The sequence below is a fragment of the Bacteroides ovatus genome (assembly GCF_001314995.1).
GTDB classification, from domain to species: Bacteria; Bacteroidota; Bacteroidia; order Bacteroidales; family Bacteroidaceae; genus Bacteroides; species Bacteroides ovatus.
Map to the genome: position 1 here is coordinate 601,317 of NZ_CP012938.1, position 23,750 is coordinate 625,066.

Sequence of the window (23,750 nt, forward strand, 5' to 3'; positions counted from 1 at the left end):
TGTAAATATACGATTATTTATTCTATCTGCAGGTTTTTCTACAATAAGTTATTATTGTTTGCTAAAAAATATTATTCGTTTTTTAGGAGTTTGTTTGCATATATCTAAGAATTCAACAACCTTTGCAAAAGAGTAATATGTTTTATCTATTATAAGAAGGTGAAATATGACAACATTTTAATATCAAATCAATGAATAAACAGATTTTATCAATTTTTGTTTTATGTGCTTTTTCTTATTCTACACAAGCGCAAGAAGTGAAAGGAGGCATCAGCGACTCCATGATGCAACAAATCAAGCAGAGTTACGCAAACACTCCTACTGACAAGGCTATCCGCAACGCTATCGGTAGCAACGACATTCGTAAACTGGCTCTCAATCAGGATAACCTGAAAGGGATGGACACACATTTCTCCATCAAAGTGCCTTCCAAAGGTATCACCGATCAGAAATCTTCCGGCCGTTGCTGGCTTTTCACAGGTTTGAATGTGATGCGTGCCAAAGCGATCGCCAAGCATAACCTCGGTTCTTTCGAATTTTCGCAAACTTATCCTTTCTTCTTCGATCAGCTGGAGAAAGCTAATCTCTTTCTGCAAGGTATTATCGACACCAGCAGTAAGCCGATGGATGATAAAATGGTGGAATGGCTCTTCCGCAATCCTTTGAGTGACGGTGGAACATTTACCGGTGTAGCCGATATTGTCAGTAAATACGGGCTTGTTCCCAAAGATGTGATGCCGGAAACCAACAGTAGTGAAAATACCTCCCGTATGGCAGGCCTGATCGCCCTGAAACTTCGTGAACAGGGGCTTCAACTCCGTGGTCTCGCTGCGCAAGGTGCCAAGCCTGCTGCCCTTGAGAAAACAAAAACAGAGATGTTGAGCACCATCTACCGCATGTTAGTGTTGAATCTCGGTGTTCCTCCTACTGAATTTACCTGGACTGAATATAACGCTAAGGGTGAGCCTGTGTCTACCGAAACTTACACTCCGCTTTCTTTCCTGAAAAAGTATGGTGACGAAAAACTGATTGATAATTATGTCATGTTAATGAACGATCCGAGCCGTGAATATTATAAGTGTTATGAGATAGATTACGACCGCCACCGTTACGACGGCAAAAACTGGACGTATGTCAATCTTCCCATCGAGGATATCAAAGAAATGGCTATTTCTTCTCTCAAGGATAGCACGATGATGTATTTTTCTTGCGATGTAGGTAAGTTTCTAAACTCTGACCGTGGTCTGCTGGATGTCAAAAACTACGACTACGAATCTCTTATGGGTACTTCTTTTGGCATGAACAAGAAGCAACGTATCCAAAGTTTTGCCAGTGGCTCCAGTCACGCCATGACTCTTATGGCCGTCGATCTTGACAAAAATGGAAAACCGACGAAATGGATGGTTGAAAATAGTTGGGGACCCGCCGCCGGTTATCAGGGTTATCTCATTATGACAGATGATTGGTTTAACGAATATATGTTCCGCCTAGTAGTAGAAACGAAATATGCATCGAAAAAAGCTCTCGAGGTGTTGAAACAGAAGCCTATCCGACTTCCTGCTTGGGATCCTATGTTTGCTGAATAGTTCTTTTTCTTTGCTTCTGTCTTTTGTTCCGGAACAAAAGATAAAAGATTACGTGCACGAACACGAAAGGAATTACGGATATTTTTCCGTAATTCCTTTCTTTTTTCCTCCCGAATCCCAATCTTATTTATTACTTTTGCGGCAAATTTATGAAACCATTATTTTATATAGCATGGCAAATGTAATAAAGTTACGTAAAGGCCTTGACATAAACCTGAAAGGAAAAGCTGCTGAAACGTACGCAACAGTAAAAGAACCGGGATTCTACGCACTTGTACCCGATGACTTTCCTGGAGTGACGCCTAAGGTAGTCGTGAAAGAGCAGGAATATGTAATGGCTGGTGGACCCTTGTTTATCGACAAGTATCATCCTGAAGTGAAATTTGTTTCGCCGGTGAGCGGCGTGGTGACGAGTGTTGAACGTGGTGCTCGTCGTAAGGTGTTGAACATCGTTGTGGAAGCTGCTGCAGAGCAGGACTATGAAGATTTTGGGAAGAAGAATGTTGCTTCGATGGATGCTGAAGCTGTGAAAACCGCTTTGTTGGAAGCCGGACTTTTCGCGTTTATCAAACAGCGCCCTTATGACATCATTGCAGATCCGACGGTAACCCCGAAAGGAATCTTCATCTCCGCATTCGATACCAATCCATTGGCTCCGGATTTCGAGTTCGCCCTCAAAGGCGAAGAAGCAAACTTCCAGACAGGGCTTGATGCTCTTGCCAAACTGGCAAAAACCTACCTGAACATCAGTGTGAAACAGAACGCTGCCGCACTGACACAGGCTAAGAACGTTACAATCACCGCATTCGACGGACCGAACCCTGCAGGTAATGTAGGCGTTCAGATCAACCACCTCGACCCCGTATCCAAGGGCGAAACGGTATGGACTATTGATCCGCAAGCCGTAATCTTCATCGGTCGCCTCTTCAATACAGGCCATGTAGATTTCACCCGTACAGTAGCTGTGACAGGTTCCGAAGTGTTGAAACCTGCATACTGCAAACTACAGGTAGGCGCATTGCTCACCAACGTGTTTGCCGGCAATGTAACAAAAGACAAAGATTTACGCTACATCAGCGGTAACGTGCTGACAGGAAAGCAAGTATCCCCGAACGGATTCTTGGGCGCATTCCATAGCCAACTGACTGTTATCCCCGAAGGTGACGACATTCACGAAATGCTTGGATGGATCATGCCACGCTTCAACCAGTTCAGTGCCAATCGTTCTTATTTCAGCTGGTTGATGGGTAAGAAGGAATATACGTTGGATGCCCGTATCAAAGGTGGCGAACGTCACATGATTATGTCGGGTGAATACGATAGAGTATTCCCAATGGACATTCTGCCCGAATATCTGATTAAAGCAATTATCGCCGGTGACATCGACCGTATGGAAGCACTCGGCATCTACGAAGTAGCTCCCGAAGACTTCGCCCTTTGCGAATTCGTCTGCTCTTCAAAGATGGAACTGCAACGCATCGTTCGTGCCGGACTCGATATGCTCCGTTCAGAAATGGCGTAATCGAATAAGAGATTAAATAATAAAAATTAAAATAAGCGATAGTTGAAATCTTGCGAAACGGCTCTCTGTGGATACAGCATAAACCCAGCACAGCCAATTTTCAACTCTCAACTTTCAATTTTCAATTAAATAAATGAAAGCGTTAAGAAATTATCTCGATAAGATAAAGCCGAACTTTGAGGAGGGCGGCAAATTCCACGCATTCCAGTCGGTGTTTGACGGCTTCGAAACATTCCTGTTCGTGCCCAGCAAGACTGCGAAAACGGGAACGCACATACATGACGCAATCGATAGCAAGCGCATCATGTCGATTGTGGTTATTTCGTTAATACCGGCTTTGCTGTTCGGTATGTACAACGTAGGTTACCAGCATTTCACTCACACAGGTGCTACTGGCAGCTTCATCGAAATGTTTATCTACGGATTCCTGGCAGTACTGCCTAAAATAATCGTATCATACGTAGTAGGTCTTGGCATTGAGTTCGTCGTAGCTCAATGGAAGAAAGAAGAAATCCAGGAAGGATTCCTTGTTTCCGGTATCTTGATCCCGATGATCGTTCCGGTAGACTGTCCGTTGTGGATTCTTGCCGTAGCTACTGCATTCTCTGTTATCTTCGCAAAAGAAGTATTCGGTGGTACAGGTATGAACGTATTCAACGTTGCGTTGATTACTCGTGCATTCCTGTTCTTCGCATACCCGACCAAGATGTCCGGTGATGCCGTTTGGGTGTCAGGCGACAGTATCTTCGGTTTAGGACAAAGCGTAGACGGACTCACCGTTGCCACTCCGCTGGGACAAGCTGCTACATCAGGCAGTGTGCCTGCATTCAACATGGATATGATTACAGGTCTGATTCCGGGTTCTATCGGTGAAACCAGCGTAATCGCCATCCTGATTGGTGCCGTTATCCTGCTTTGGACAGGTGTTGCAAGCTGGAAGACAATGATTTCCGTATTCGTAGGTGGCGCATTCATGGCATGGGTATTCAACTCAATCGGCATGGAAAACAACACAATGGCTCAAATGCCTTGGTACGAACACCTCGTTCTTGGTGGTTTCTGCTTCGGTGCCGTATTTATGGCTACTGACCCTGTGACTTCCGCACGTACAGAAAGAGGTAAATATATCTTCGGATTCCTGATCGGTGTGATGGCTATCGTTATCCGCGTACTGAATCCGGGTTATCCGGAAGGTATGATGCTTGCCATCCTGCTGATGAACATCTTCGCTCCGCTGATTGACTACTGTGTAGTACAAAGCAATATCAGCCGTCGCGAGAAACGCACTATCAAGTCTAACCAATAAATACCGAAAGAAAATGAATACGAATAGTAATAGTTATACTATCATTTATGCTTCGGTAATGGTTATTATCGTAGCATTCCTGCTGGCATTCGTTAGTTCTTCACTGAAATCTACACAAGACAAGAATGTGCAGTTGGACACTAAGAAACAAATCCTCGCTGCATTGAACATTAAGAATGTGGAAGATGCGGATGCTGAATATCAGAAATATGTGAAAGGGGATATGCTGATGAACGTAGACGGTACGCTGACCGAAAATACGGGCGAATTTGCTACCAACTACGAGAAAGAAGCAAAAGAACAACAACGTCTGCACGTGTTTGTATGCGAAGTGGACGGTCAGACTAAATATGTAGTTCCTGTTTACGGTGCCGGTCTTTGGGGCGCTATCTGGGGATACGTTGCACTGAACGAAGATAAAGATACCGTTTACGGTACTTACTTCTCACACGCTAGTGAAACTCCGGGTCTGGGTGCTGAAATTGCAACCGAACATTTCCAAAACGAATTTGTAGGTAAGAAGACTTTGGAAAATGGAGCTATCACTTTGGGAGTCGTAAAAAATGGCAAGGTAGAGAAACCTGATTACCAAGTGGATGGTATCTCCGGTGGTACAATCACTTCAGTAGGTGTAGATGCCATGTTGAAGTCTTGCCTGAATAGTTACTTGAGTTTTTTAACTAAATAATAAGGAGGAGAAAGATAGAATATGGGACAACTGTTTTCAAAGAAAAATAAAGAAGTATTCTCTGCTCCGCTGGGAATTGATAATCCGGTAACCGTACAGGTGCTCGGTATCTGTTCTGCACTTGCTGTTACCGCAAAGCTGGAGCCTGCCATCGTGATGGGACTTTCAGTAACGGTGATTACTGCATTTGCCAACGTTGTTATTTCACTGTTGCGTAAGACGATTCCTAACCGCATCCGCATCATCGTCCAGTTGGTTGTGGTAGCTGCTTTGGTAACTATCGTAAGTGAAATCCTGAAAGCGTTTGCTTACGACGTAAGCGTACAGCTCTCTGTTTATGTAGGTTTGATTATCACCAACTGTATCTTGATGGGACGTCTGGAAGCATTTGCCATGCAGAACGGTCCTTGGGAGTCTTTCTTGGATGGTGTAGGTAATGGTTTAGGCTATGCTAAGATTTTGATTATCGTTGCTTTCTTCCGCGAATTGTTTGGTTCGGGAACATTGCTTGGTTTCAATATCCTGAATTATGAACCGATTCAAAATATCGGATACGTAAACAACGGCTTGATGTTGATGCCGCCGATGGCATTGATTATCGTAGCATGCATTATCTGGTATCAACGTGCACGTCATAAAGAATTGCAAGAACAAAGTAATTAATTATTTCTGATTTCTGAATTATGATTTATGTCTAGCTTTATAGTCATAGTCGCATGATAAGTCTGCTGAATCATAAATTATAAATCATAAATCATAAATCAAAAAGAATTATGGAACATTTATTAAGTTTATTCGTCCGCTCTATCTTTGTGGACAACATGATATTCGCATTCTTCTTGGGTATGTGTTCATACCTGGCTGTTTCGAAGAATGTGAAGACTGCCGTAGGACTGGGTATCGCCGTGACTTTCGTGTTGCTGGTGACGCTTCCGGTCAACTACCTGTTGCAAACTAAGGTGCTGGCTGCCAATGCTATTGTTGAAGGTGTTGATCTTAGCTTCTTGAGTTTTATTCTTTTCATTGCCGTTATTGCCGGTATTGTGCAACTGGTGGAGATGGTGGTAGAACGTTTCAGCCCCTCGCTGTACGCTTCGCTGGGTATCTTCCTGCCGTTGATTGCTGTTAACTGTGCCATCATGGGTGCCTCTCTGTTCATGCAACAACGTATCAACCTTGGTCCGAGCGACCCGAAATATATCGGTGATGTATGGGATGCTCTTTCTTATGCATTAGGTTCCGGTATCGGTTGGTTGCTCGCTATCGTAGGTCTGGCTGCTATCCGCGAGAAAATGGCTTACTCTGACGTGCCTGCTCCGTTGAAGGGCTTGGGTATCACATTTATCACAGTAGGTCTGATGGCAATCGCATTTATGTGTTTCTCTGGTTTGAACATCTAAAAAGAAAGGAATAAGACAATGGATATGAATTTAATATTAGCGAGCATTGGGGTATTCCTTGTGGTTATTCTGTTGCTTGTTGTTATCTTGCTGGTTGCCAAAAATTTCCTGGTGCCATCAGGAAACGTGAAACTGACAATCAATGGCGAAAAGGAATTGGAAGTTGCTTCCGGTTCTACTTTGCTTAATACTCTGTCTGTAAACGGAATATTCCTGTCATCCGCATGTGGTGGTAAGGGATCTTGCGGGCAATGTAAATGCCAGGTGCTTGAAGGTGGTGGTGAAATTCTGCCTTCTGAAGTTCCTCACTTCAGCCGTAAACAGCAGCAAGACCACTGGCGTCTGGGTTGTCAGGTAAAAGTGAAGGGGGATATGGCTATCAAAATTGATGAATCTGTACTCGGTGTGAAAGAGTGGGAGTGCGAAGTAATCTCCAACAAGAACGTGGCTACATTTATCAAAGAGTTCATCGTTGCTCTGCCTAAAGGCGAACACATGGACTTTATCCCGGGTTCTTATGCGCAGATTAAGATTCCTAAATTCTCAATGGACTATGACAAGGACATCGATAAGAGCTTGATTGGTGATGAATATCTTCCTGCATGGGAGAAATTCGGTTTGCTGGGTCTGAAGTGTAAGAACGACGAGGAAACAATCCGTGCTTACTCTATGGCCAACTATCCTGCCGAAGGTGACCGTATCATGTTGACAGTACGTATCGCTACTCCGCCGTTCAAACCGAAAGAACAAGGTCCTGGATTTATGGATGTAATGCCGGGTATCGCTTCTTCTTATATCTTTACCCTGAAACCGGGTGACAAGGTAATAATGAGTGGTCCTTACGGAGACTTCCACCCAATCTTCGATTCTAAGAAGGAAATGATGTGGATTGGTGGTGGTGCCGGTATGGCTCCGTTGCGTGCGCAAATCATGCACTTGACCAAGACATTGCATACTACTGACCGTAAGATGTCTTACTTCTACGGTGCCCGTGCGCTGAACGAAGTGTTCTATCTGGAAGATTTCCTGCAAATCGAAAAGGACTTCCCGAATTTCACTTTCCATTTGGCTCTCGACCGTCCGGACCCTGCTGCTGATGCTGCAGGCGTGAAGTACACTCCGGGATTCGTTCACAACGTAATTTACGAAACTTACCTGAAGAATCACGAAGCTCCTGAAGATATTGAATACTATATGTGTGGTCCTGGTCCGATGTCGAAAGCTGTAGAGAAGATGCTCGACGATCTTGGCGTTCCGGCACAGAACCTGATGTTCGACAACTTCGGAGGATAATTCGCAGAAGAGAACAAACCGGTCGGAACAATGACCGGAAAGGTTACATAAACACAGAGCGGGAAATCTGAAAAGCAGTAATGCTTCTTCGATTTCCCGCTTCTTTTTGGTATTATCTCATAATGTCTTTCCGTTATGGTTTGTATCTATTTTATGTCTGTTTTAAAGATAGTTCTCCTTTTTTATCCGTACTTATCTATTATATTCGTATATTTGGCTACACAATAGAATTATTAAAGTACAATAGGTTATGGAATATCATCGTATATCTTTTATTCACAATGATACAGAGTATTCATTTATCAAAGCTATGAGTTCAAGTTTAACGGGATATGCCTTGGTGACAGCTTGTAGGGCAGAAGTAACCATTTACATGAAAGAGAATAATCTGAAAGGTTATTATATATTGACCGGCATGGCTAAAGTTTGATTGTATTTTTATCTCCGTACTCTTTCCTTTTTGTATCTTTGCCCCCATGTTAGAGAAAAATGAAATTATACAGTCGGCTCTCCGCAATTTGAAGATTGAGGAGCTGAATCCGATGCAGGAAGCATCACTTGAACAAGCTACCGGAAGAAAAGACGTTATACTATTGTCACCGACAGGATCGGGCAAGACATTGGCTTATCTGTTACCTTTACTCCTTACTCTAAAACCGAACGACGACAGCGTGCAGGTTTTGATTCTCGTTCCTTCGCGTGAGCTGGCCTTACAGATAGATTCTGTATTCAAAGCAATGGGGACTTCCTGGAAAACCTGCTGTTGTTACGGTGGACATCCTATCGCCGAAGAAAAGAAAAGTATATTGAGCAATCATCCTGCTATCATCATCGGTACTCCGGGACGTATCACCGACCATTTGTCGAAAGGCAATTTCAACCCTGAAACCATTGAAACTTTAATTATTGACGAGTTCGACAAATCGTTGGAGTTTGGTTTCCACGATGAAATGGCAGAGATTATCACCCAGCTTCCGGGATTAAAAAAACGTATGTTACTTTCAGCTACTGATGCGGCAGAGATTCCCGAATTTACAGGATTGAACCGCACAGTTAAGTTGGACTTCCTTTCGGACGATTCTGAAGAACAAGAGTCGCGCTTGAAATTAATGAAGGTGCTTTCACCTTCCAAAGATAAGATTGATACTTTATATAATCTGCTTTGTACATTGGGAAGCAGTTCGAGCATCGTGTTTTGTAATCATCGGGATGCGGTGGACCGTGTACATCAGTTATTGGCAGATAAAAAACTACTCGCAGAACGTTTTCATGGTGGTATGGAACAGCCGGACCGTGAACGTGCGCTTTACAAGTTCCGTAATGGCAGTTGTCATGTCTTGATTTCTACCGATCTGGCAGCCCGTGGACTGGATATTCCAGAAGTCGGACATATCATCCATTATCATTTGCCGGTCAATGAAGAAGCCTTTACGCACCGCAACGGACGAACAGCACGTTGGGATGCGACCGGAACGTCTTATCTGATTCTTCATGCCGAAGAGAAACTTCCTTCTTATATTCCGGAAGAAATGGAGATAGTAGTGTTGCCTGAAAACCCTCCCCGGCCTCCGAAATCGGTCTGGGCTACTATATATATAGGTAAAGGAAAGAAGGAGAAACTTAGTCGGATCGATATTGCCGGATTCTTATACAAAAAAGGAAATCTGACTCGTGAAGATGTCGGAGCGATTGATGTCAAAGAGCATTATGCTTTCGTAGCTATTCGCCGGGCTAAGGTGAAGCAACTCCTGAATCTGATTCAGGGGGAGAAAATCAAAGGAATGAAGACTATTATAGAAGAAGCGAAGTAAAGATCTTTTCTGTAAGATACCTTACTTGACATCTATGGATAACAAAATGGTGTATATATCCTGTATAAACCAATAAAAAGAAAGGAAAATCTGCTTTAAAACAGTATTTTTATAAGGAAAGATTTGTACGGCGGAAATAAATTCGTAAATTCGCAAGGTCAAAAGACAAAAGTAACGAAATTGTTAAACCAAAAACAAACTTCAAATGAAAAAGCATAATTTCAATGCAGGACCTTCCATTCTTCCGCGTGAGGTGATAGAGGATACAGCGAAGGCTATTTTAGATTTCAACGGCTCTGGTCTCTCTTTGATGGAAATCAGCCACCGCGCCAAAGACTTCCAACCTGTGGTTGACGAAGCAGAGGCATTATTCAAGGAATTACTCAATATCCCCGAAGGCTATTCGGTACTGTTCCTGGGTGGAGGTGCTAGTATGGAGTTCTGCATGGTTCCTTATAACTTCCTGGAAAAAAAAGCTGCTTACCTGAACACTGGTGTATGGGCTAAGAAAGCAATGAAAGAAGCTAAAGGGTTTGGCGAAGTTGTAGAAGTTGCTTCCTCTGCTGAAGCTACATATACTTATATCCCAAAAGATTATACAATCCCGACAGACGCAGATTATTTCCACATTACGACTAACAACACAATTTACGGTACAGAATTGAAGAAAGATCTCGATTCTCCAGTTCCGATGGTTGCCGATATGTCTTCTGATATTTTCTCACGTCCGATCGACGTTTCTAAATATATCTGTATTTATGGTGGTGCACAAAAGAATCTGGCTCCTGCTGGTGTTACATTCGTTATCGTTAAGAATGACGCATTGGGTAAGGTTTCCCGTTACATTCCAACGATGTTGAATTATCAGACTCATGTTGACAGTGGCTCTATGTTTAACACTCCTCCTGTTGTACCTATTTATGCAGCATTGCAGACGCTTCGCTGGATCAAAGCACAGGGTGGTGTGAAAGAAATGGAACGTCGTGCCATTGAAAAAGCGGATATGTTGTATGCTGAAATCGACCGTAACAAAATGTTCGTGGGTACTGCTGCCAAAGAAGACCGTTCACGTATGAACATCTGTTTCGTGATGGCTCCCGAATACAAAGACTTCGAAGCTGACTTCTTGAAGTTTGCTACTGAAAGAGGTATGGTAGGTATCAAGGGACACCGTTCTGTAGGTGGTTTCCGTGCATCTTGCTACAATGCTCTGCCGAAAGAAAGCGTACAAGCTTTGATTGATTGTATGCAGGAATTTGAAAAACTTCATTAATAATATTTTCACCACAGATTATACAGACGGACGCAGATTTTTTTTATTCTGTGAGAATCTGGGTAATCTGTGGTGAGTCTTTATAAACAGAATTAGATTATGAAAATACTTGTAGCTACTGATAAACCGTTTGCTAAAGTTGCAGTAGACGGTATCCGTAAAGAAATAGAAGCAGCCGGATACGAGTTTGCTTTACTTGAGAAATATACAGAAAAAGCCCAGTTACTGGATGCAGTGAAAGATGCTAATGCCATCATTATCCGTAGTGATATTGTTGATGCAGAGGTGCTTGATGCTGCTAAAGAATTGAAAATCGTAGTTCGCGCCGGTGCAGGATACGATAATGTGGACCTGGCTGCTGCCACAGCTCACAATGTATGCGTGATGAACACTCCGGGACAGAATTCTAATGCTGTTGCCGAACTTGCTTTGGGTATGATGGTATATGCTGTCCGTAATTTCTATAACGGAACTTCCGGTACAGAATTGATGGGCAAGAAATTGGGTATTCATGCTTATGGAAACGTAGGCCGCAATGTAGCTCGTGTTGCCAAAGGTTTCGGAATGGAAGTGTATGCTTATGATGCATTCTGCCCGAAAGAAGTAATCGAAAAAGATGGTGTGAAAGCACTTGATTCTGCAGAAGAATTGTACAAGACTTGCCAGGTGGTATCTCTTCATATTCCGGCAACTGCCGAAACAAAGAACTCTATCAATTATGCTCTGTTGAAAGATATGCCGAAAGGTGCTATGTTGGTAAACACTGCCCGTAAGGAAGTGATTAACGAAGCAGAACTAATCAAACTGATGGAAGAGCGTGCAGACTTCAAATATATCACAGATATTATGCCTGCTGCTAACGCAGAGTTTGCAGAAAAGTTTGCCGGACGTTATTTCTCAACTCCTAAGAAGATGGGTGCTCAAACTGCCGAAGCAAATATCAATGCCGGTATTGCTGCTGCTCAACAAATTGTGGGCTTCTTGAAAGATGGTTGCGAGAAATTTAGAGTAAACAAGTAAGATTCTGAATAAGTCTGCCGGATTTTTCAGGATAACTATGGTAGTATCTGAATAAAAACAATCCGTTGCAGAATGTCTTTTTTAGAAATAAGTAGTATATTTGAGCCACAGATTTTCAAGAAGTCTGTGGCTTTAATTTTTTACATATAAAATACTAATATCATGGCAATAATCAAACCTTTCAAGGGCATTCGTCCTCCGCAAAACCTCGTAGAACAGGTCGCTTCACGTCCTTATGATGTACTGAACTCTGAAGAAGCCCGCGCAGAAGCGGAAGGTAACGAAAAGTCTCTTTATCATATTATTAAACCGGAAATAGATTTCCCTGTTGGTATGGATGAACACGACGAACGGGTGTATGCTAAAGCTGCCGAGAATTTCCAACTGTTTCAGGACAAAGGCTGGTTGGTGCAGGATAATAAGGAAAACTATTATATCTATGCCCAGACGATGAACGGGAAAACGCAATACGGATTGGTGGTCGGTGCTTATGTTCCCGATTATATGAATGGTATTATCAAAAAGCATGAGCTTACCCGTCGTGACAAGGAAGAGGATCGTATGAAACATGTACGTGTGAACAACGCAAACATTGAGCCTGTTTTCTTTGCTTATCCTGATAATGAGAAGCTGGATGTTATTATAAAGAAATATACAGCAAACAAGCCGGTTTATGACTTTATCGCTCCGGGTGATGGCTTTGGACATACTTTCTGGATTGTCGACCAGAATGCAGATATTGCTACCATTACTGCCGAATTTGCTAAAATGCCTGCTCTTTATATTGCTGACGGGCATCACCGTTCTGCCGCTGCTGCATTGGTGGGAGCAGAGAAAGCAAAGCAAAATCCGAATCATCGTGGTGATGAAGAATATAATTACTTCATGGCTGTTTGCTTCCCTGCAAACCAGCTAACCATCATCGATTATAATCGTGTAGTGAAAGATCTCAATGGTTTGACTCCCGAGCAATTCCTGGCTGCACTTGATAAAAACTTTATAGTAGAAGAGAAGGGTGCGGATATCTATAAACCATCCGGCTTACATAATTTTTCACTCTATTTGGGTGGTAAATGGTACAGCTTGACTGCTAAGGCCGGTACGTATAATGATAACGACCCTATTGGTGTGCTTGATGTTACAATCTCTTCCAACTTGATTTTGGATGAAGTTTTAGGTATAAAGGATCTGCGTTCTGATAAACGTATTGATTTTGTCGGTGGTATCCGTGGATTGGGAGAGCTCAAGAAGCGTGTGGATAGCGGTGAAATGAAAGTGGCTTTGGCTCTCTATCCCGTATCTATGAAACAGTTGATGGATATTGCAGATACAGGCAATATTATGCCGCCGAAGACTACTTGGTTTGAACCGAAACTTCGTTCGGGACTGGTGATTCATAAGTTAGATTAAAAAATATCTGTAAGATGATGCGAAAATCATTGTTGATAGGGACTATATCAGTAGATGTGACGCTTGATTGATGTAGAAAAAATAGTGACGGGATATGCCCGGGATAGTGACGGTATCGTTGTGGTATACCGTCACTATTTTTATTGGATAGCGTCACTATTTTTAATTCCCCCAACTGCCTATCATCGATAAGTGGAACATTAATATTTCCAAATGATAGATTGACTTTTCTCATTAAAGCCGTATCTTTGCAACATGACTGCTGAAGATACTTATAAAACCATCATTGAGCCTTCCGAAGGTATTTATACGGAAAAACGAAGCAAGTTCATTGCTATAGCCCTTCCTGTGCGTACTCTCGATGAGATAAAGATGCATCTTGAAACGTATCAGAAAAAGTATTATGATGCACGGCATGTATGCTATGCTTATATGTTGGGAGCTGCGCGAAAGGATTTCCGTGCCAATGACAACGGAGAACCTTCCGGAACAGCGGGTAAACCTATTCTCGGACAGATAAACTCGAATGAACTGACGGATATACTGATTATAGTAGTTCGTTATTTTGGAGGAATCAAGTTGGGGACAAGTGGATTGATTGTTGCTTACAAGGCCGCTGCTGCCGAAGCGATTGCTGCCGCTACTATTATAGAAAAGACGGTAGATGAGGATGTGACGGTAATGTTTGAATATCCTTTTATGAATGATGTCATGCGCATTGTGAAAGAAGAGGAACCGGAGATTCTTAATCAGTCGTATGACATGGATTGTAGCATGACATTGCGGATTCGTCGTTCGATGATGCCTAAGTTGCGTGCACGTTTGGAGAAGGTGGAGACAGCGCGGATTCTTGATGATGAGAATATTTTGTAGGTAAAGTATTAGAAGTAGTAATAGAGATAGAGAGTGGATTGCATGATAAATAAATGTCACATAATTTTTAGTCTGTTTTTAAGTTCCTTTGTATGGATGAGCGTTCAGGCGCAAGCACAAATACAGGAAACTCAAAAACTGGCTCCTAATAATATTCCTGTTCCGTGGTATTCGCAGAAAATCGCGGGATGCCCTTACTCGCATTGCTCTCTGGCTTCTTCGTTAATGGTCTTTGATTATTTTAAGGGAATGACGGCTGATACACAACGTACAGCCCAGGATGCAGAAAAGAAACTGATTGAATATCAGCGGAACTACTTTCTGAAAAAACGTGCTCCTTTCCGTCGCCGTACTTCAATAGGGCAGGGAGGATATTATTCTTTTGAGATTGATTCGTTGACACGTTATTATGAAAACATGATAAGTGCCGAACATTTCCAGCAGAAAGATTATCGGATATTGAAAGATTATATTGATCGTGGCATTCCTGTGCTTGTAAATGTGAGATATACAGGTGCAGTTCGTGGTTTGCGTCCTGGTCCGAGAGGGCACTGGATGGTGCTTCGTGGCATTGATGATAAACATGTGTGGGTGAATGATCCCGGACGTTCGCCGGAGATGCGGACTAAAGGAGAAAACATCTGTTATCCCATTAAGAAACAGCCGGGTAACCCTTCCTATTTTGATGGTTGTTGGACGGGACGATTTATCATAGTCACTCCCAGAGAATGGATACGAAACTCCCTGTTTGCACAGGTAGGCAAGCTCCCTCCATTGGAGGAGGTGACTCATATAGTTCCTCCGGTTGTGTCGTCTGTAACCTTACCGCAGGTTATCAATCAGTAGAAGCAACTCATAGTTAGGAAAATTCAGTAGTAGAATTAAGATAGAACATTTGTAGTAAAATAAAGAAGAACAAAAATATATGGCATTTGAAGCAACCAAAAAAGAATGGTGCGAACTCTATTCTTTCTTTCGTCTCTTAGCAGATGGAAAAGTAGTGTTAGGCACAGCAGAAGCAAAGGCGGGAGATACATTTTGGCCTGTTGCAATGATTCAACGGGAAGAACATGATGGAACACGTCAATATTATATTGAAGAAGATACGATTCGTATAGAAGGAGAGAATGGGAGTAAGTCCATGCCTCGTGAAGATTTTGGTATTGTAGCTGATCTGATATTACAGGCTGTGAAATCTTCGTCGGAAAATGATGTTGTTTCTCCGGAAGGAGTAGAAGAGTTTTTAGACGAAGCTGCCATTTTCGATTTGGAAGCAAAAACAGAAGATCGCACAGATTTTTCCATTGCATTTTGGCATCCGAAAGCTCCGTTAAGAGGTTTCAATGTCCGTTCACGGTTGGGCGTAATGAATCCGTTGTTGGACGGAGGACGTGCAGCGAATCTTAAACTGGAACAGAGTGGAGTCAAATTTGCCACTCCAACAGTGAATAAAATCAATGCTTTGCCTGAATCTCCGAATGAAGTTGCCGAACGGATGATGATGATCGAACGTTTGGGGGGCGTACTTAAATACGCTGATGTAGCCGACCGCGTATTCCGCAGTAATCTTTTGATGATTGATCTGCATTTTCCACGTGTACTGACAGAAATGGTTCGTATCATGCATTTGGATGGTATCTCCCGTATTAGTGAGTTGACGGAAGTTATTAAACAAATGAATCCGTTGAAGATTAAAGATGAACTAATCAATAAGCATAAGTTCTATGAATTCAAGATGAAGCAGTTCTTGATGGCATTAGTATTGGGAATGCGTCCTGCAAAGATTTACAATGGATTGGATTCGGCAGTGGAAGGTATTCTATTGGTGGATGGAAATGGAGAAGTGCTCTGTTATCATAAATCGGAAAAGCAAATAATGGAGGATTTTTTGTTTTTAAATACCCGTTTAGAAAAAGGATCTTTAGAGAAAGACAAATACGGGTTCCTGGAGAGAGAGAATGGAGTCTATTATTTCAAACTGAATGCAAAGATTGGGCTGGTCAAACGGTAGAAAAGTATAATGTATTGATGCAGTTAAACTAATAATGATGGCATACTTATATAAAATACTTGTTATCCATGAAAACAAATGAAGTTTTAGAGAACATTAAAGCACGCCGTAGCGTACGGGCTTATACTGGCCAGCAAGTTTTAGAAGAGGATTTGCAGGCTATTTTGGAAGCTGCAACTTATGCACCGAGTGGAATGCATCTGGAAACATGGCATTTTACGGCTATTCAAAATATGGATAAGTTGACAGAACTGAATGAACGGATTAAAGGGGCTTTTGCAAAAAGCGACGATTCTCGTTTGCAGGAACGTGGACATAGTAAGACTTATTGTTGCTATTATCATGCTCCGACTTTAGTGATTGTATCTAATGAGCCTACTCAATGGTGGGCTGGTATGGATTGTGCTTGTGCCATAGAAAATATGTTCCTGGCTGCCCAGTCTTTAGGTATCGGCTCTTGTTGGATCAATCAGTTGGGGACAACATGTGATGATCCGGAGGTTCGTGAATTTATTACTGCTTTAGGTGTTCCTGCCAATCATAAAGTCTACGGTTGTGTAGCTTTGGGTTATCCTGATTCGAAGATTCCAATAAAAGAGAAAAAGGTAAAGGCTAATACAATAACTATCGTTAGATAGAATACAGCTTCTTGTCTGATAAAAATAATTCCGGGACTTAACGTATGTGAGTCCCGGAATTATTTTGTGAGGTGATTTTTTAAGAGACAGTGCTCTAGAAATCTCTTTGGATAGACCTCTTTTTACTCGAAAGTACCATAGCGAGTGGGTAGTAGCTTACGGTCTCCCAAGGTGTTATCTACGCGAGCTACATTTATCCAGAATTTATTATCACGTACACTTTCTATAGGATAAGCTGCTTTCTCGCGTGTATATGAGTGCTCCCAACGATCATTTATAATTTCATATTCCGGATGAGGAGCATTAATCAATACATTATCATCTTTATCCGCTTCGCCATTCTTCACTTCTTGAATTTCTTTCCAGATATTTAGCATGACATCTACGAAATTGTCTAGTTCTGCCAGACTTTCACTTTCTGTTGGTTCAATCATCAAGGTACCGTGGACAGGAAAGGAGAGGGTAGGAGCATGATAACCGTAATCCATCAGGCGTTTGGCAATATCATTCTCCGAGATGCCTGCTTCCTCATGTACTTTCCGGCATTCCAGAATCATTTCGTGTCCTACGAAACCGTTAGCTCCCCGATAAACAATTCCATACGTATCTTTCAGACAAGTAGCCAGATAATTAGCATTCAGGATCGCAATTTTAGTTGCCTGTGTCAGTCCTTCTGCACCCATCATACGGATATATCCGTATGTGATAGGCAAAATACCTGCACTGCCGAATGGAGCTGCTGATACTTGATTTTGTGAGTTGCCGAAGATTCCGTGTCCGGGAAGGAAAGGAACCAAATGTTCGGCTACGCAGATAGGACCGACTCCCGGACCTCCGCCACCATGAGGGGAAGCGAATGTTTTATGAAGATTCAAGTGACAGACATCTGCACCGATGAATCCCGGATTGGTTAATCCTACCTGTGCATTCATGTTGGCTCCGTCCATATATACTTGTGCACCACAGGCGTGAATGATGTCGCAAATCTCTTTTATCTCGGTCTCGAAGATACCATGTGTAGAAGGATAAGTAATCATCAGTGCAGCCAATTCATCTTTATTTTCTTCAGCTTTTGCACGTAGGTCAGCCATTTCTACATTCCCCTGCTCGTCGCATGCACAGGTAACAGTTACGAAGCCTGCCTGTATAGCAGACGCAGGATTTGTTCCGTGAGCCGAAGCTGGAATCAAGACTTTGTTACGGTGTCCCTGACCGATACTTTCGAGATAGGCGCGAATCACACGAAGGCCTGCATATTCTCCTGCAGCACCCGAATTGGGTTGTAGGCTGACCCCTGCAAACCCGGTGATAACTTTCAAATCTTCACTTAGGTTCTTGATTAATTCACGATAACCTTCTGCTTGGTCTTCCGGAACCAGCGGGTGCATACCCATAAACTCGGGACGGCTTAAAGGCAACATTTCTGCGGCTGCATTCAGCTTCATTGTACATGAACCGAGGGAAATCATGGATTGTGCAAGAGAAATATCTTTGCGGTCCAGACGTTTGATGTAACGCATCATCTCTGTTTCCGTGTGATACTTGCTGAATACTTCATGTGTCAGGAAAGGAGTTGTACGTTTTAAATCCTTGTCGATGTTGCTTCTTTCCGGAATGTCGTCTACTTTCTGGTAATCTTTTCCGGCGGCAATGGCAAAAATCGAGAGCAACACATTGGCAGCTGCCACATCTGTTGTTTCGTCAATGCTGAAACCAACATTGCCATTTTCATAATAGCGCAGATTAACTTCTTTGGTAAGTGCTATCGTGCGGATTTGCTGTGCCGAAACGTGTTCGGGCAATTCGAAACGTAAGGTGTCAAAGTATTGAGCGTTGACTTGTGTATATCCGCATTTCTTTAATTGCTTTTCAAGAAATACAGTAATGCTGTGTATACGTGATGCAATTGTAGTGATACCCTCCTGACCGTGATAAACGGCGTAAAAGCCTGCCATAGTAGCTAATAATGCTTGTGCGGTACAGATATTTGAAGTTGCTTTTTCCCGTTTGATATGTTGTTCACGTGTCTGTAAAGCCATTCGGTAGCAGAGTTTGCCATATTTGTCTTTAGACCATCCGATGATTCGTCCCGGCATATTCCGTTTGTATTCGTCTTTGGTAGCAAAGAAAGCAGCCGATGGACCGCCATAGAACATTGGGGTACCCAAGCGTTGTGTGGTTCCGAATACAATATCTGCTCCCCATTCTCCCGGAGGAGTTAGCAGGGCGAGACTTAAAATATCAGCGGCAACAGCTACTTTGCAGTCTGCGGCATGTGCTTTTTCGGTAAATTCAGAATAGTCCTCTACGTTTCCATGTGAGTTCGGATATTGCAGAATACAGGCAAACACTTCCGGTGAAGGTTCAAAATCTTTATATTTACCTACACGTAGTTCGATGCCTTGAGGTACGGCACGTGTAGTCATGACAGCTAATGTCTGCGGAAAAATATTCTCGTCTACGAAGACTACGTTCGCATTGGCTTTCTGTTGCGCGCGGGAGCGTAAGGCATACATCATGCTTACGGCTTCGGCGGCGGCAGTTGCTTCGTCCAGAAGTGAGCAGTTGGCGAGTGGCATGGCAGTAAGATCACATACGGCTGTCTGGAAATTCATCAATGCTTCCAGACGTCCTTGCGATACCTCTGTCTGGTACGGAGTGTAAGAAGTATACCATACCGGGTTTTCAAATACATTCCGCTGGATAACAGCCGGGGTGATCGTGTTGTACCATCCCAAACCGATATATGTGGTATATAGTTTGTTTTTAGCTGCCAGTTCAGCGATGTGTTTTCCAAATTCGTATTCCGTCAGCGGACTAGTCAATGCAAGCGGCTCTTTCAGCCGTATATTGGCGGGAATTGTCTGATTAATCAGTTCGTCCAGTGAGTTCACGCCAATTTTGCGGAGCATTATGGCTGTATCTTGTTCATTGATGCCGATGTGACGGCTAGCTAACAAATCGGTTTTCATAATAATCAAGTATTAAAGTATCGAGTATGAAGTATCAAGTATTAAGTATTACTGTAGTTAATGGGCGATTTGCCTTGTTAATACCTAATACTTGATGCTTGATACTTATTTTTTATTATCTAAAAAATGGGTTTTCAGCTTTCTCCATTCCGATAGTCGTGGGAGCTCCATGTCCCGGATAAACGACTGTTTCGTTGGGAAGAACAAATAAACGGCTGCAAATATGCTCTATCAGTTCATCGAAGTTGCCTCCTGTGAGATCAGCGCGGCCGATGCTACCTTGGAACAGAACGTCACCAGAGAACATGCAGTTGTCTTCTTTGCAATAGTACACCAAACTGCCGGGTGAATGTCCGGGTACGTGTATTGCTTCCAGTTTGGTATGTCCGAAAGTGATGATATCTCCGTCGTGCAGGTATTTGCCCAGTGGTACAGGTTCTTCCTGCAACTGAAAACCAAACATTCTGCTTTGTTTCGGTGCTTCGTCAATCCAGTACTCGTCTGCTTTGTTTGCTTCTGCCGATAACCCGAATTCTTTCAGCATGAACGGATTTCCGAAGATATGATCCAGGTGTAAATGAGTATTCAGCAGATGCTTTACATTCAGTTCATTGGTAAGAATGAACTTTTTCAGTGCCTGCTTTTCTTCTTCATAGAAACAGCCCGGATCAATTACGACTGCTTCTTTAGTGTCATCCCATAATACGTAGCAATTTACGGGAAACATATTAAATTCAAATCTTTTTATTTTCATGGTTTCTCTATGATTTATCATCTATCAGAACATATAGTCTTGTTTAAATCGGAACATATACCACTTTTTTTGTTTTAAAGAACTCTTCCTCGAAGTTGTCGCTCAAGCTATGAATGACCGTTTTATGTTTGAACGGCATTGTTTCATGCTCCAGTTCACCGCCTTTGAGACAGATAAGTCCGTTGGGCAATGCATTCTGTTGTTTCGAAGAGATATTCTTTTTAATAATCTTAATCAAATCCGCCAAAGGCATTACGGCACGGCTGACAACAAAGTCGAACGTTCGTTTCTCCTCTTCTGCACGGGCATGGCGGAAAGTCACATTTTTCAGTCCGATGGCATTTGCCACTTCGGTTGCTACACGTACTTTTTTGCCGATACTGTCTACGAGGTGGAATTTTACCTCGGGAAACAGGATTGCTAAAGGAATGCCAGGAAAACCTCCTCCTGTACCCAAGTCCATGATGCTGGTTCCGGGGCGGAATTGGATGACTTTGGCAATGCCTAATGAATGGAGCACGTGATGCTCATATAAATTCTCAATGTCCTTGCGGGAGATAACGTTGATTTTTGAATTCCAGTCAGTGTAGAGGTCGTATAGAGCTGCAAATTGTTTGCGCTGCTCTTCCGTCAGATCAGGAAAATATTTCAGTATGATTTCCACTGTTTGAATTTTGAATTATAAGTTTTGAATGATAGATGTGGATGAATATCCTATTCTGTCACATGGAAGTGATAACAACAGGATATTCATTGGTGTTCAGCTTTTTATGATTTTTAATTTTTTAGCTCTCCCAGAATCGGGTTACTGCCTAATAGATGTTCCATCATAGCAAATGGGATTGTTACCTTTACAGGTCCCATAGAATAAGGAGTGATATCGTATACATTATAATAGAAGGTGATTCCTTCTTTGCTTAGATAGAAATTTTCTGTCGGAGCGATGTCCCCGGTGGAAGCATATCCCATATCTTCCAATGCTTCGTGAGTGGTCACTTTGTTATCTGCCATGAGCTGATTCCAGATCAGGTCGGTCAATGCGTCTTTGTAGTCTCCGACAAAAATATCATCGAGGCGGAGCGGACGCATCAGGGTGAGGTCCATATTTAAATAAGTTGCCATGTAAATTCCATGTGCACCTCCGGTGTATTCGTTATAGTCGATGCGGTATACAAGTAGATCTTTATCATACAGTTGCACATGGCTTTCTATACCTTTATAATAAGAATACCAGGCACCGATGGAAGATTCGTCTTCCTTGTCTTTCTCATCTTCGGTATACATAGGCTCGAGATCGCGACGGTATTCGCTGATATAATTCTCGGTATATTGCTTTACAACTTCTTCCGGTTTTTCGCCGATGTATTTATCTCCGAAACAAGCCGAAATGAAATAAGTATTCAGACTGTCTTTCAGCATATCATCCGATGATTTTACCGGATAAGCAAAATTAATAATAATATTGCAGGCCGGTTTGGCTGTATCATTGAAGAGGTGAGCTGTCTTATTCACTTGAATGCTATCAAATTGTAACGCACCTGTATTTTTGTTCATCTTGTCATGACAAGAAAACAAAAAGCCGCTTACCGAAAGTATAATTGCAAGCAGACTGACATATTGTTTTTTCATACCCGTTTTTTCTGTAAATTCAACATTTGTTTTATCATTCACTATTGACAAATATAGATGAAATTCGTGAACCGGGCTAATAAAAACAGAAAAATTTGCAGCTATTTATCGCCTAAAATGGGATTGGCGGATATTATCCGCCAATCAATGCTTGCAAACTTTAGTGATATCTACTGTGAATCCATCTTCAGCAGACATAAATTTCCCTTTCATTTTCAGAAATTCGATAAGGGTATCTACATCCATGTTTTCTGCCGAGCAGGCATAAAAACGTTGCTGTGAGCCAAACTTCTTAATGATTGCTTCCCGCAATGATGATTCCGAGTAGCTATTTCCTTCCATCATGTGGAGGACTTCATGAGCATGTAATTGTTCCATAATCTTTTTTTCTGCAAAGATAGGGCAGAGATTGCTTAGAAACTGTAACATATGTGACAAAACTGCATAATATTCATTGAAAATTGAAAATAACCATTTCACAATGCGTTCCTATTCTGAAAGGTGGTCCCCAAAGAGACAATCCGGAAGATACATACACGTGGCTGTTTCCCCATTGGCGATAACCGTGGCTTTGCTCGAATATATAATCGGTCACCCAATTAATAGGCCATATTTGTCCGTGGTGTGTATGCCCGCTGAATTGCAGGTCGATGCCGGCAGCTTTTGTTTCTTCCAAATCAAAAGGTTGATGATCCAATAAAATGATAGGTTTGCTTTTATCGATATTCACCATTAACTCTTGCAGGGAACGACGCTTGCGGTTATGACGGTCATCACGTCCTATCAGTTGTATACCGTTGGGAAGTGTAACTACTGAATCGCGCAATAATTGTATTTTAGTGCTTTTAATATATCGGATACTTTCATCGATACCGCTAATGTATTCGTGATTGCCGAGAACCATATAGATGCCCATAGGAGCTTTCAAGTTAGCCAATTCATCCGCCATATTCTCTGTATAAAGAGGTACGACGCTATTATCAATTAAGTCACCACTAATCAGTATCAAGTCGGGATGCTGCGCATTTATCATTTCCACATATTTTTTTAATGCAGTTTTCCCTGTACCGTTTCCCAAGTGAACGTCGCTGATTGCGACGATTTTAATTGCTTGGGGAGTATCTTCATATCGTTTATTGGTTAAAATGCTGACTACATTGGTTTCCGGGTGATGATAGTTATATACCCCATATCCCAGCAATCCCAACGTGAACACTAAAGACAGATAGAACCTATATTTGCAGACAACTTTGAATAATTTCAAGATATCAAACAAAAGCAAGAATAATGCCATGTATAGAGTAAATATCAACCAACTTGTTCCAAGGATGTACATTGAATGGGAGATAAAGACAGGCATCTCAAGGTTGCGAGCCAACATTGTGCCGAAAAAGGATAAAGCACATATCCAGAATAAAACGGTCAGGAATATTTTTACTCCGAGAGATTTAACTTTCAGAGCTTGCTTTGCTCTGATAAATATGTAGGCATTACCTGCCAGATAAAGAGTGATAATGATGAGTAAATATGTAAGCATAGCGTTTACTTAAAAATCAGAGAATTT

At 42.2% G+C, this 23,750-nt stretch carries 22 protein-coding genes; 16 read left to right on the forward strand and 6 right to left on the reverse strand.

The genetic code is table 11. From position 1 onward, the window contains the following. The first annotated feature begins 191 nt into the window (after positions 1–191). From Bovatus_RS02450 to Bovatus_RS02525, 16 genes are all read left to right on the forward strand, one after another. Positions 192–1,586 (forward strand): C1 family peptidase, encoded by a 1,395-nt coding sequence (locus tag Bovatus_RS02450; RefSeq protein ID WP_004300385.1) that lies wholly within the window; start codon positions 192–194, stop codon positions 1,584–1,586. Between the two features lie 172 nt (positions 1,587–1,758). Continuing rightward, positions 1,759–3,108, forward strand: coding sequence for a Na(+)-translocating NADH-quinone reductase subunit A (locus tag Bovatus_RS02455; RefSeq protein ID WP_004300386.1), 1,350 nt, complete (start codon positions 1,759–1,761; stop codon positions 3,106–3,108). A 133-nt stretch (positions 3,109–3,241) separates the two neighbouring features. After that, complete coding sequence (locus Bovatus_RS02460; RefSeq protein ID WP_004300387.1) at positions 3,242–4,414, forward strand: NADH:ubiquinone reductase (Na(+)-transporting) subunit B; 1,173 nt, start codon at positions 3,242–3,244, stop codon at positions 4,412–4,414. A gap of 13 nt (positions 4,415–4,427) precedes the next feature. Next, positions 4,428–5,102, forward strand: coding sequence for a Na(+)-translocating NADH-quinone reductase subunit C (locus Bovatus_RS02465; protein ID WP_004300388.1), 675 nt, complete (start codon positions 4,428–4,430; stop codon positions 5,100–5,102). 21 nt (positions 5,103–5,123) lie between these two features. After that, positions 5,124–5,765, forward strand: a complete 642-nt coding sequence (locus Bovatus_RS02470) for an NADH:ubiquinone reductase (Na(+)-transporting) subunit D (protein ID WP_004300389.1) — start codon at positions 5,124–5,126, stop codon at positions 5,763–5,765. 110 nt (positions 5,766–5,875) lie between these two features. Beyond that, positions 5,876–6,502, forward strand: a complete 627-nt coding sequence (gene nqrE, locus Bovatus_RS02475; protein ID WP_004300390.1) for an NADH:ubiquinone reductase (Na(+)-transporting) subunit E — start codon at positions 5,876–5,878, stop codon at positions 6,500–6,502. 18 nt (positions 6,503–6,520) lie between these two features. Then, positions 6,521–7,795: an NADH:ubiquinone reductase (Na(+)-transporting) subunit F gene (nqrF, locus tag Bovatus_RS02480; RefSeq protein WP_004300391.1), complete on the forward strand. Its 1,275-nt coding sequence runs from the start codon at positions 6,521–6,523 to the stop codon at positions 7,793–7,795. Between the two features lie 250 nt (positions 7,796–8,045). Next, the gene (locus tag Bovatus_RS02485) at positions 8,046–8,225 is read left to right on the forward strand and encodes a hypothetical protein (RefSeq protein WP_004300393.1); all 180 of its coding nucleotides are present in this window, start codon (positions 8,046–8,048) and stop codon (positions 8,223–8,225) included. A gap of 46 nt (positions 8,226–8,271) precedes the next feature. Then, positions 8,272–9,606 (forward strand): DEAD/DEAH box helicase, encoded by a 1,335-nt coding sequence (locus tag Bovatus_RS02490; protein WP_004300394.1) that lies wholly within the window; start codon positions 8,272–8,274, stop codon positions 9,604–9,606. A 205-nt stretch (positions 9,607–9,811) separates the two neighbouring features. Continuing rightward, positions 9,812–10,879 carry a 3-phosphoserine/phosphohydroxythreonine transaminase gene (gene serC, locus Bovatus_RS02495; RefSeq protein ID WP_004300395.1) on the forward strand — a complete coding sequence of 356 codons (1,068 nt, stop codon included), beginning with the start codon at positions 9,812–9,814 and terminating at the stop codon, positions 10,877–10,879. Between the two features lie 99 nt (positions 10,880–10,978). Next, complete coding sequence (locus Bovatus_RS02500; RefSeq protein ID WP_004300396.1) at positions 10,979–11,899, forward strand: NAD(P)-dependent oxidoreductase; 921 nt, start codon at positions 10,979–10,981, stop codon at positions 11,897–11,899. 162 nt (positions 11,900–12,061) lie between these two features. Next, positions 12,062–13,309 carry a DUF1015 domain-containing protein gene (locus Bovatus_RS02505; protein ID WP_004300398.1) on the forward strand — a complete coding sequence of 416 codons (1,248 nt, stop codon included), beginning with the start codon at positions 12,062–12,064 and terminating at the stop codon, positions 13,307–13,309. Between the two features lie 255 nt (positions 13,310–13,564). Beyond that, positions 13,565–14,182: an IMPACT family protein gene (locus tag Bovatus_RS02510; protein WP_004300400.1), complete on the forward strand. Its 618-nt coding sequence runs from the start codon at positions 13,565–13,567 to the stop codon at positions 14,180–14,182. Between the two features lie 96 nt (positions 14,183–14,278). After that, a complete protein-coding gene (locus tag Bovatus_RS02515) occupies positions 14,279–15,028 on the forward strand; it encodes a C39 family peptidase (RefSeq protein WP_004300401.1) in 750 nt (249 codons plus the stop codon). 79 nt (positions 15,029–15,107) lie between these two features. Beyond that, positions 15,108–16,193, forward strand: coding sequence for an HpaII family restriction endonuclease (locus tag Bovatus_RS02520; RefSeq protein WP_004300402.1), 1,086 nt, complete (start codon positions 15,108–15,110; stop codon positions 16,191–16,193). A 68-nt stretch (positions 16,194–16,261) separates the two neighbouring features. Next, entirely contained in the window at positions 16,262–16,831 is a 570-nt protein-coding gene (locus Bovatus_RS02525; RefSeq protein ID WP_004300403.1) for a nitroreductase family protein, read from the forward strand. Positions 16,832–16,953: 122 nt separating this feature from the next. Here the strand turns inward: Bovatus_RS02525 and gcvP are convergent, their stop codons facing one another. From gcvP to Bovatus_RS02555, 6 genes are all read right to left on the reverse strand, one after another. Next, the gene (gene gcvP, locus Bovatus_RS02530) at positions 16,954–19,803 is read right to left on the reverse strand and encodes an aminomethyl-transferring glycine dehydrogenase (protein WP_004300404.1); all 2,850 of its coding nucleotides are present in this window, start codon (positions 19,801–19,803) and stop codon (positions 16,954–16,956) included. 115 nt (positions 19,804–19,918) lie between these two features. Continuing rightward, a complete protein-coding gene (locus Bovatus_RS02535; protein WP_004311627.1) occupies positions 19,919–20,557 on the reverse strand; it encodes an MBL fold metallo-hydrolase in 639 nt (212 codons plus the stop codon). Positions 20,558–20,600: 43 nt separating this feature from the next. Next, complete coding sequence (gene rsmG / locus Bovatus_RS02540) at positions 20,601–21,221, reverse strand: 16S rRNA (guanine(527)-N(7))-methyltransferase RsmG (protein ID WP_004300406.1); 621 nt, start codon at positions 21,219–21,221, stop codon at positions 20,601–20,603. Between the two features lie 113 nt (positions 21,222–21,334). Next, complete coding sequence (locus tag Bovatus_RS02545) at positions 21,335–22,186, reverse strand: RsiV family protein (RefSeq protein WP_004318567.1); 852 nt, start codon at positions 22,184–22,186, stop codon at positions 21,335–21,337. Positions 22,187–22,330: 144 nt separating this feature from the next. Next, positions 22,331–22,564 (reverse strand): YecH family metal-binding protein, encoded by a 234-nt coding sequence (locus tag Bovatus_RS02550; protein ID WP_004318565.1) that lies wholly within the window; start codon positions 22,562–22,564, stop codon positions 22,331–22,333. Positions 22,565–22,637: 73 nt separating this feature from the next. Continuing rightward, entirely contained in the window at positions 22,638–23,723 is a 1,086-nt protein-coding gene (locus Bovatus_RS02555) for a metallophosphoesterase (protein WP_004300409.1), read from the reverse strand. Positions 23,724–23,750 lie beyond the last annotated feature (27 nt).

Excerpts from the sequence above, each read along its gene's own strand:
- Bovatus_RS02545 (WP_004318567.1), bottom strand. The coding sequence starts at position 22,186 with ATGAAAAAACAATATGTCAGTCTGCTTGCAATTATACTTTCGGTAAGC.
- gcvP (WP_004300404.1), bottom strand. The coding sequence starts at position 19,803 with ATGAAAACCGATTTGTTAGCTAGCCGTCACATCGGCATCAATGAACAA.
- Bovatus_RS02450 (WP_004300385.1), top strand. The coding sequence starts at position 192 with ATGAATAAACAGATTTTATCAATTTTTGTTTTATGTGCTTTTTCTTAT.
- Bovatus_RS02505 (WP_004300398.1), top strand. The coding sequence starts at position 12,062 with ATGGCAATAATCAAACCTTTCAAGGGCATTCGTCCTCCGCAAAACCTC.
- Bovatus_RS02460 (WP_004300387.1), top strand. The coding sequence starts at position 3,242 with ATGAAAGCGTTAAGAAATTATCTCGATAAGATAAAGCCGAACTTTGAG.
- Bovatus_RS02455 (WP_004300386.1), top strand. The coding sequence starts at position 1,759 with ATGGCAAATGTAATAAAGTTACGTAAAGGCCTTGACATAAACCTGAAA.
- Bovatus_RS02555 (WP_004300409.1), bottom strand. The coding sequence starts at position 23,723 with ATGCTTACATATTTACTCATCATTATCACTCTTTATCTGGCAGGTAAT.
- nqrE (WP_004300390.1), top strand. The coding sequence starts at position 5,876 with ATGGAACATTTATTAAGTTTATTCGTCCGCTCTATCTTTGTGGACAAC.
- Bovatus_RS02500 (WP_004300396.1), top strand. The coding sequence starts at position 10,979 with ATGAAAATACTTGTAGCTACTGATAAACCGTTTGCTAAAGTTGCAGTA.
- Bovatus_RS02470 (WP_004300389.1), top strand. The coding sequence starts at position 5,124 with ATGGGACAACTGTTTTCAAAGAAAAATAAAGAAGTATTCTCTGCTCCG.
- Bovatus_RS02535 (WP_004311627.1), bottom strand. The coding sequence starts at position 20,557 with ATGAAAATAAAAAGATTTGAATTTAATATGTTTCCCGTAAATTGCTAC.
- Bovatus_RS02485 (WP_004300393.1), top strand. The coding sequence starts at position 8,046 with ATGGAATATCATCGTATATCTTTTATTCACAATGATACAGAGTATTCA.
- Bovatus_RS02490 (WP_004300394.1), top strand. The coding sequence starts at position 8,272 with ATGTTAGAGAAAAATGAAATTATACAGTCGGCTCTCCGCAATTTGAAG.
- Bovatus_RS02510 (WP_004300400.1), top strand. The coding sequence starts at position 13,565 with ATGACTGCTGAAGATACTTATAAAACCATCATTGAGCCTTCCGAAGGT.
- nqrF (WP_004300391.1), top strand. The coding sequence starts at position 6,521 with ATGGATATGAATTTAATATTAGCGAGCATTGGGGTATTCCTTGTGGTT.
- Bovatus_RS02525 (WP_004300403.1), top strand. The coding sequence starts at position 16,262 with ATGAAAACAAATGAAGTTTTAGAGAACATTAAAGCACGCCGTAGCGTA.
- serC (WP_004300395.1), top strand. The coding sequence starts at position 9,812 with ATGAAAAAGCATAATTTCAATGCAGGACCTTCCATTCTTCCGCGTGAG.
- Bovatus_RS02515 (WP_004300401.1), top strand. The coding sequence starts at position 14,279 with ATGAGCGTTCAGGCGCAAGCACAAATACAGGAAACTCAAAAACTGGCT.
- Bovatus_RS02550 (WP_004318565.1), bottom strand. The coding sequence starts at position 22,564 with ATGGAACAATTACATGCTCATGAAGTCCTCCACATGATGGAAGGAAAT.
- Bovatus_RS02520 (WP_004300402.1), top strand. The coding sequence starts at position 15,108 with ATGGCATTTGAAGCAACCAAAAAAGAATGGTGCGAACTCTATTCTTTC.
- Bovatus_RS02465 (WP_004300388.1), top strand. The coding sequence starts at position 4,428 with ATGAATACGAATAGTAATAGTTATACTATCATTTATGCTTCGGTAATG.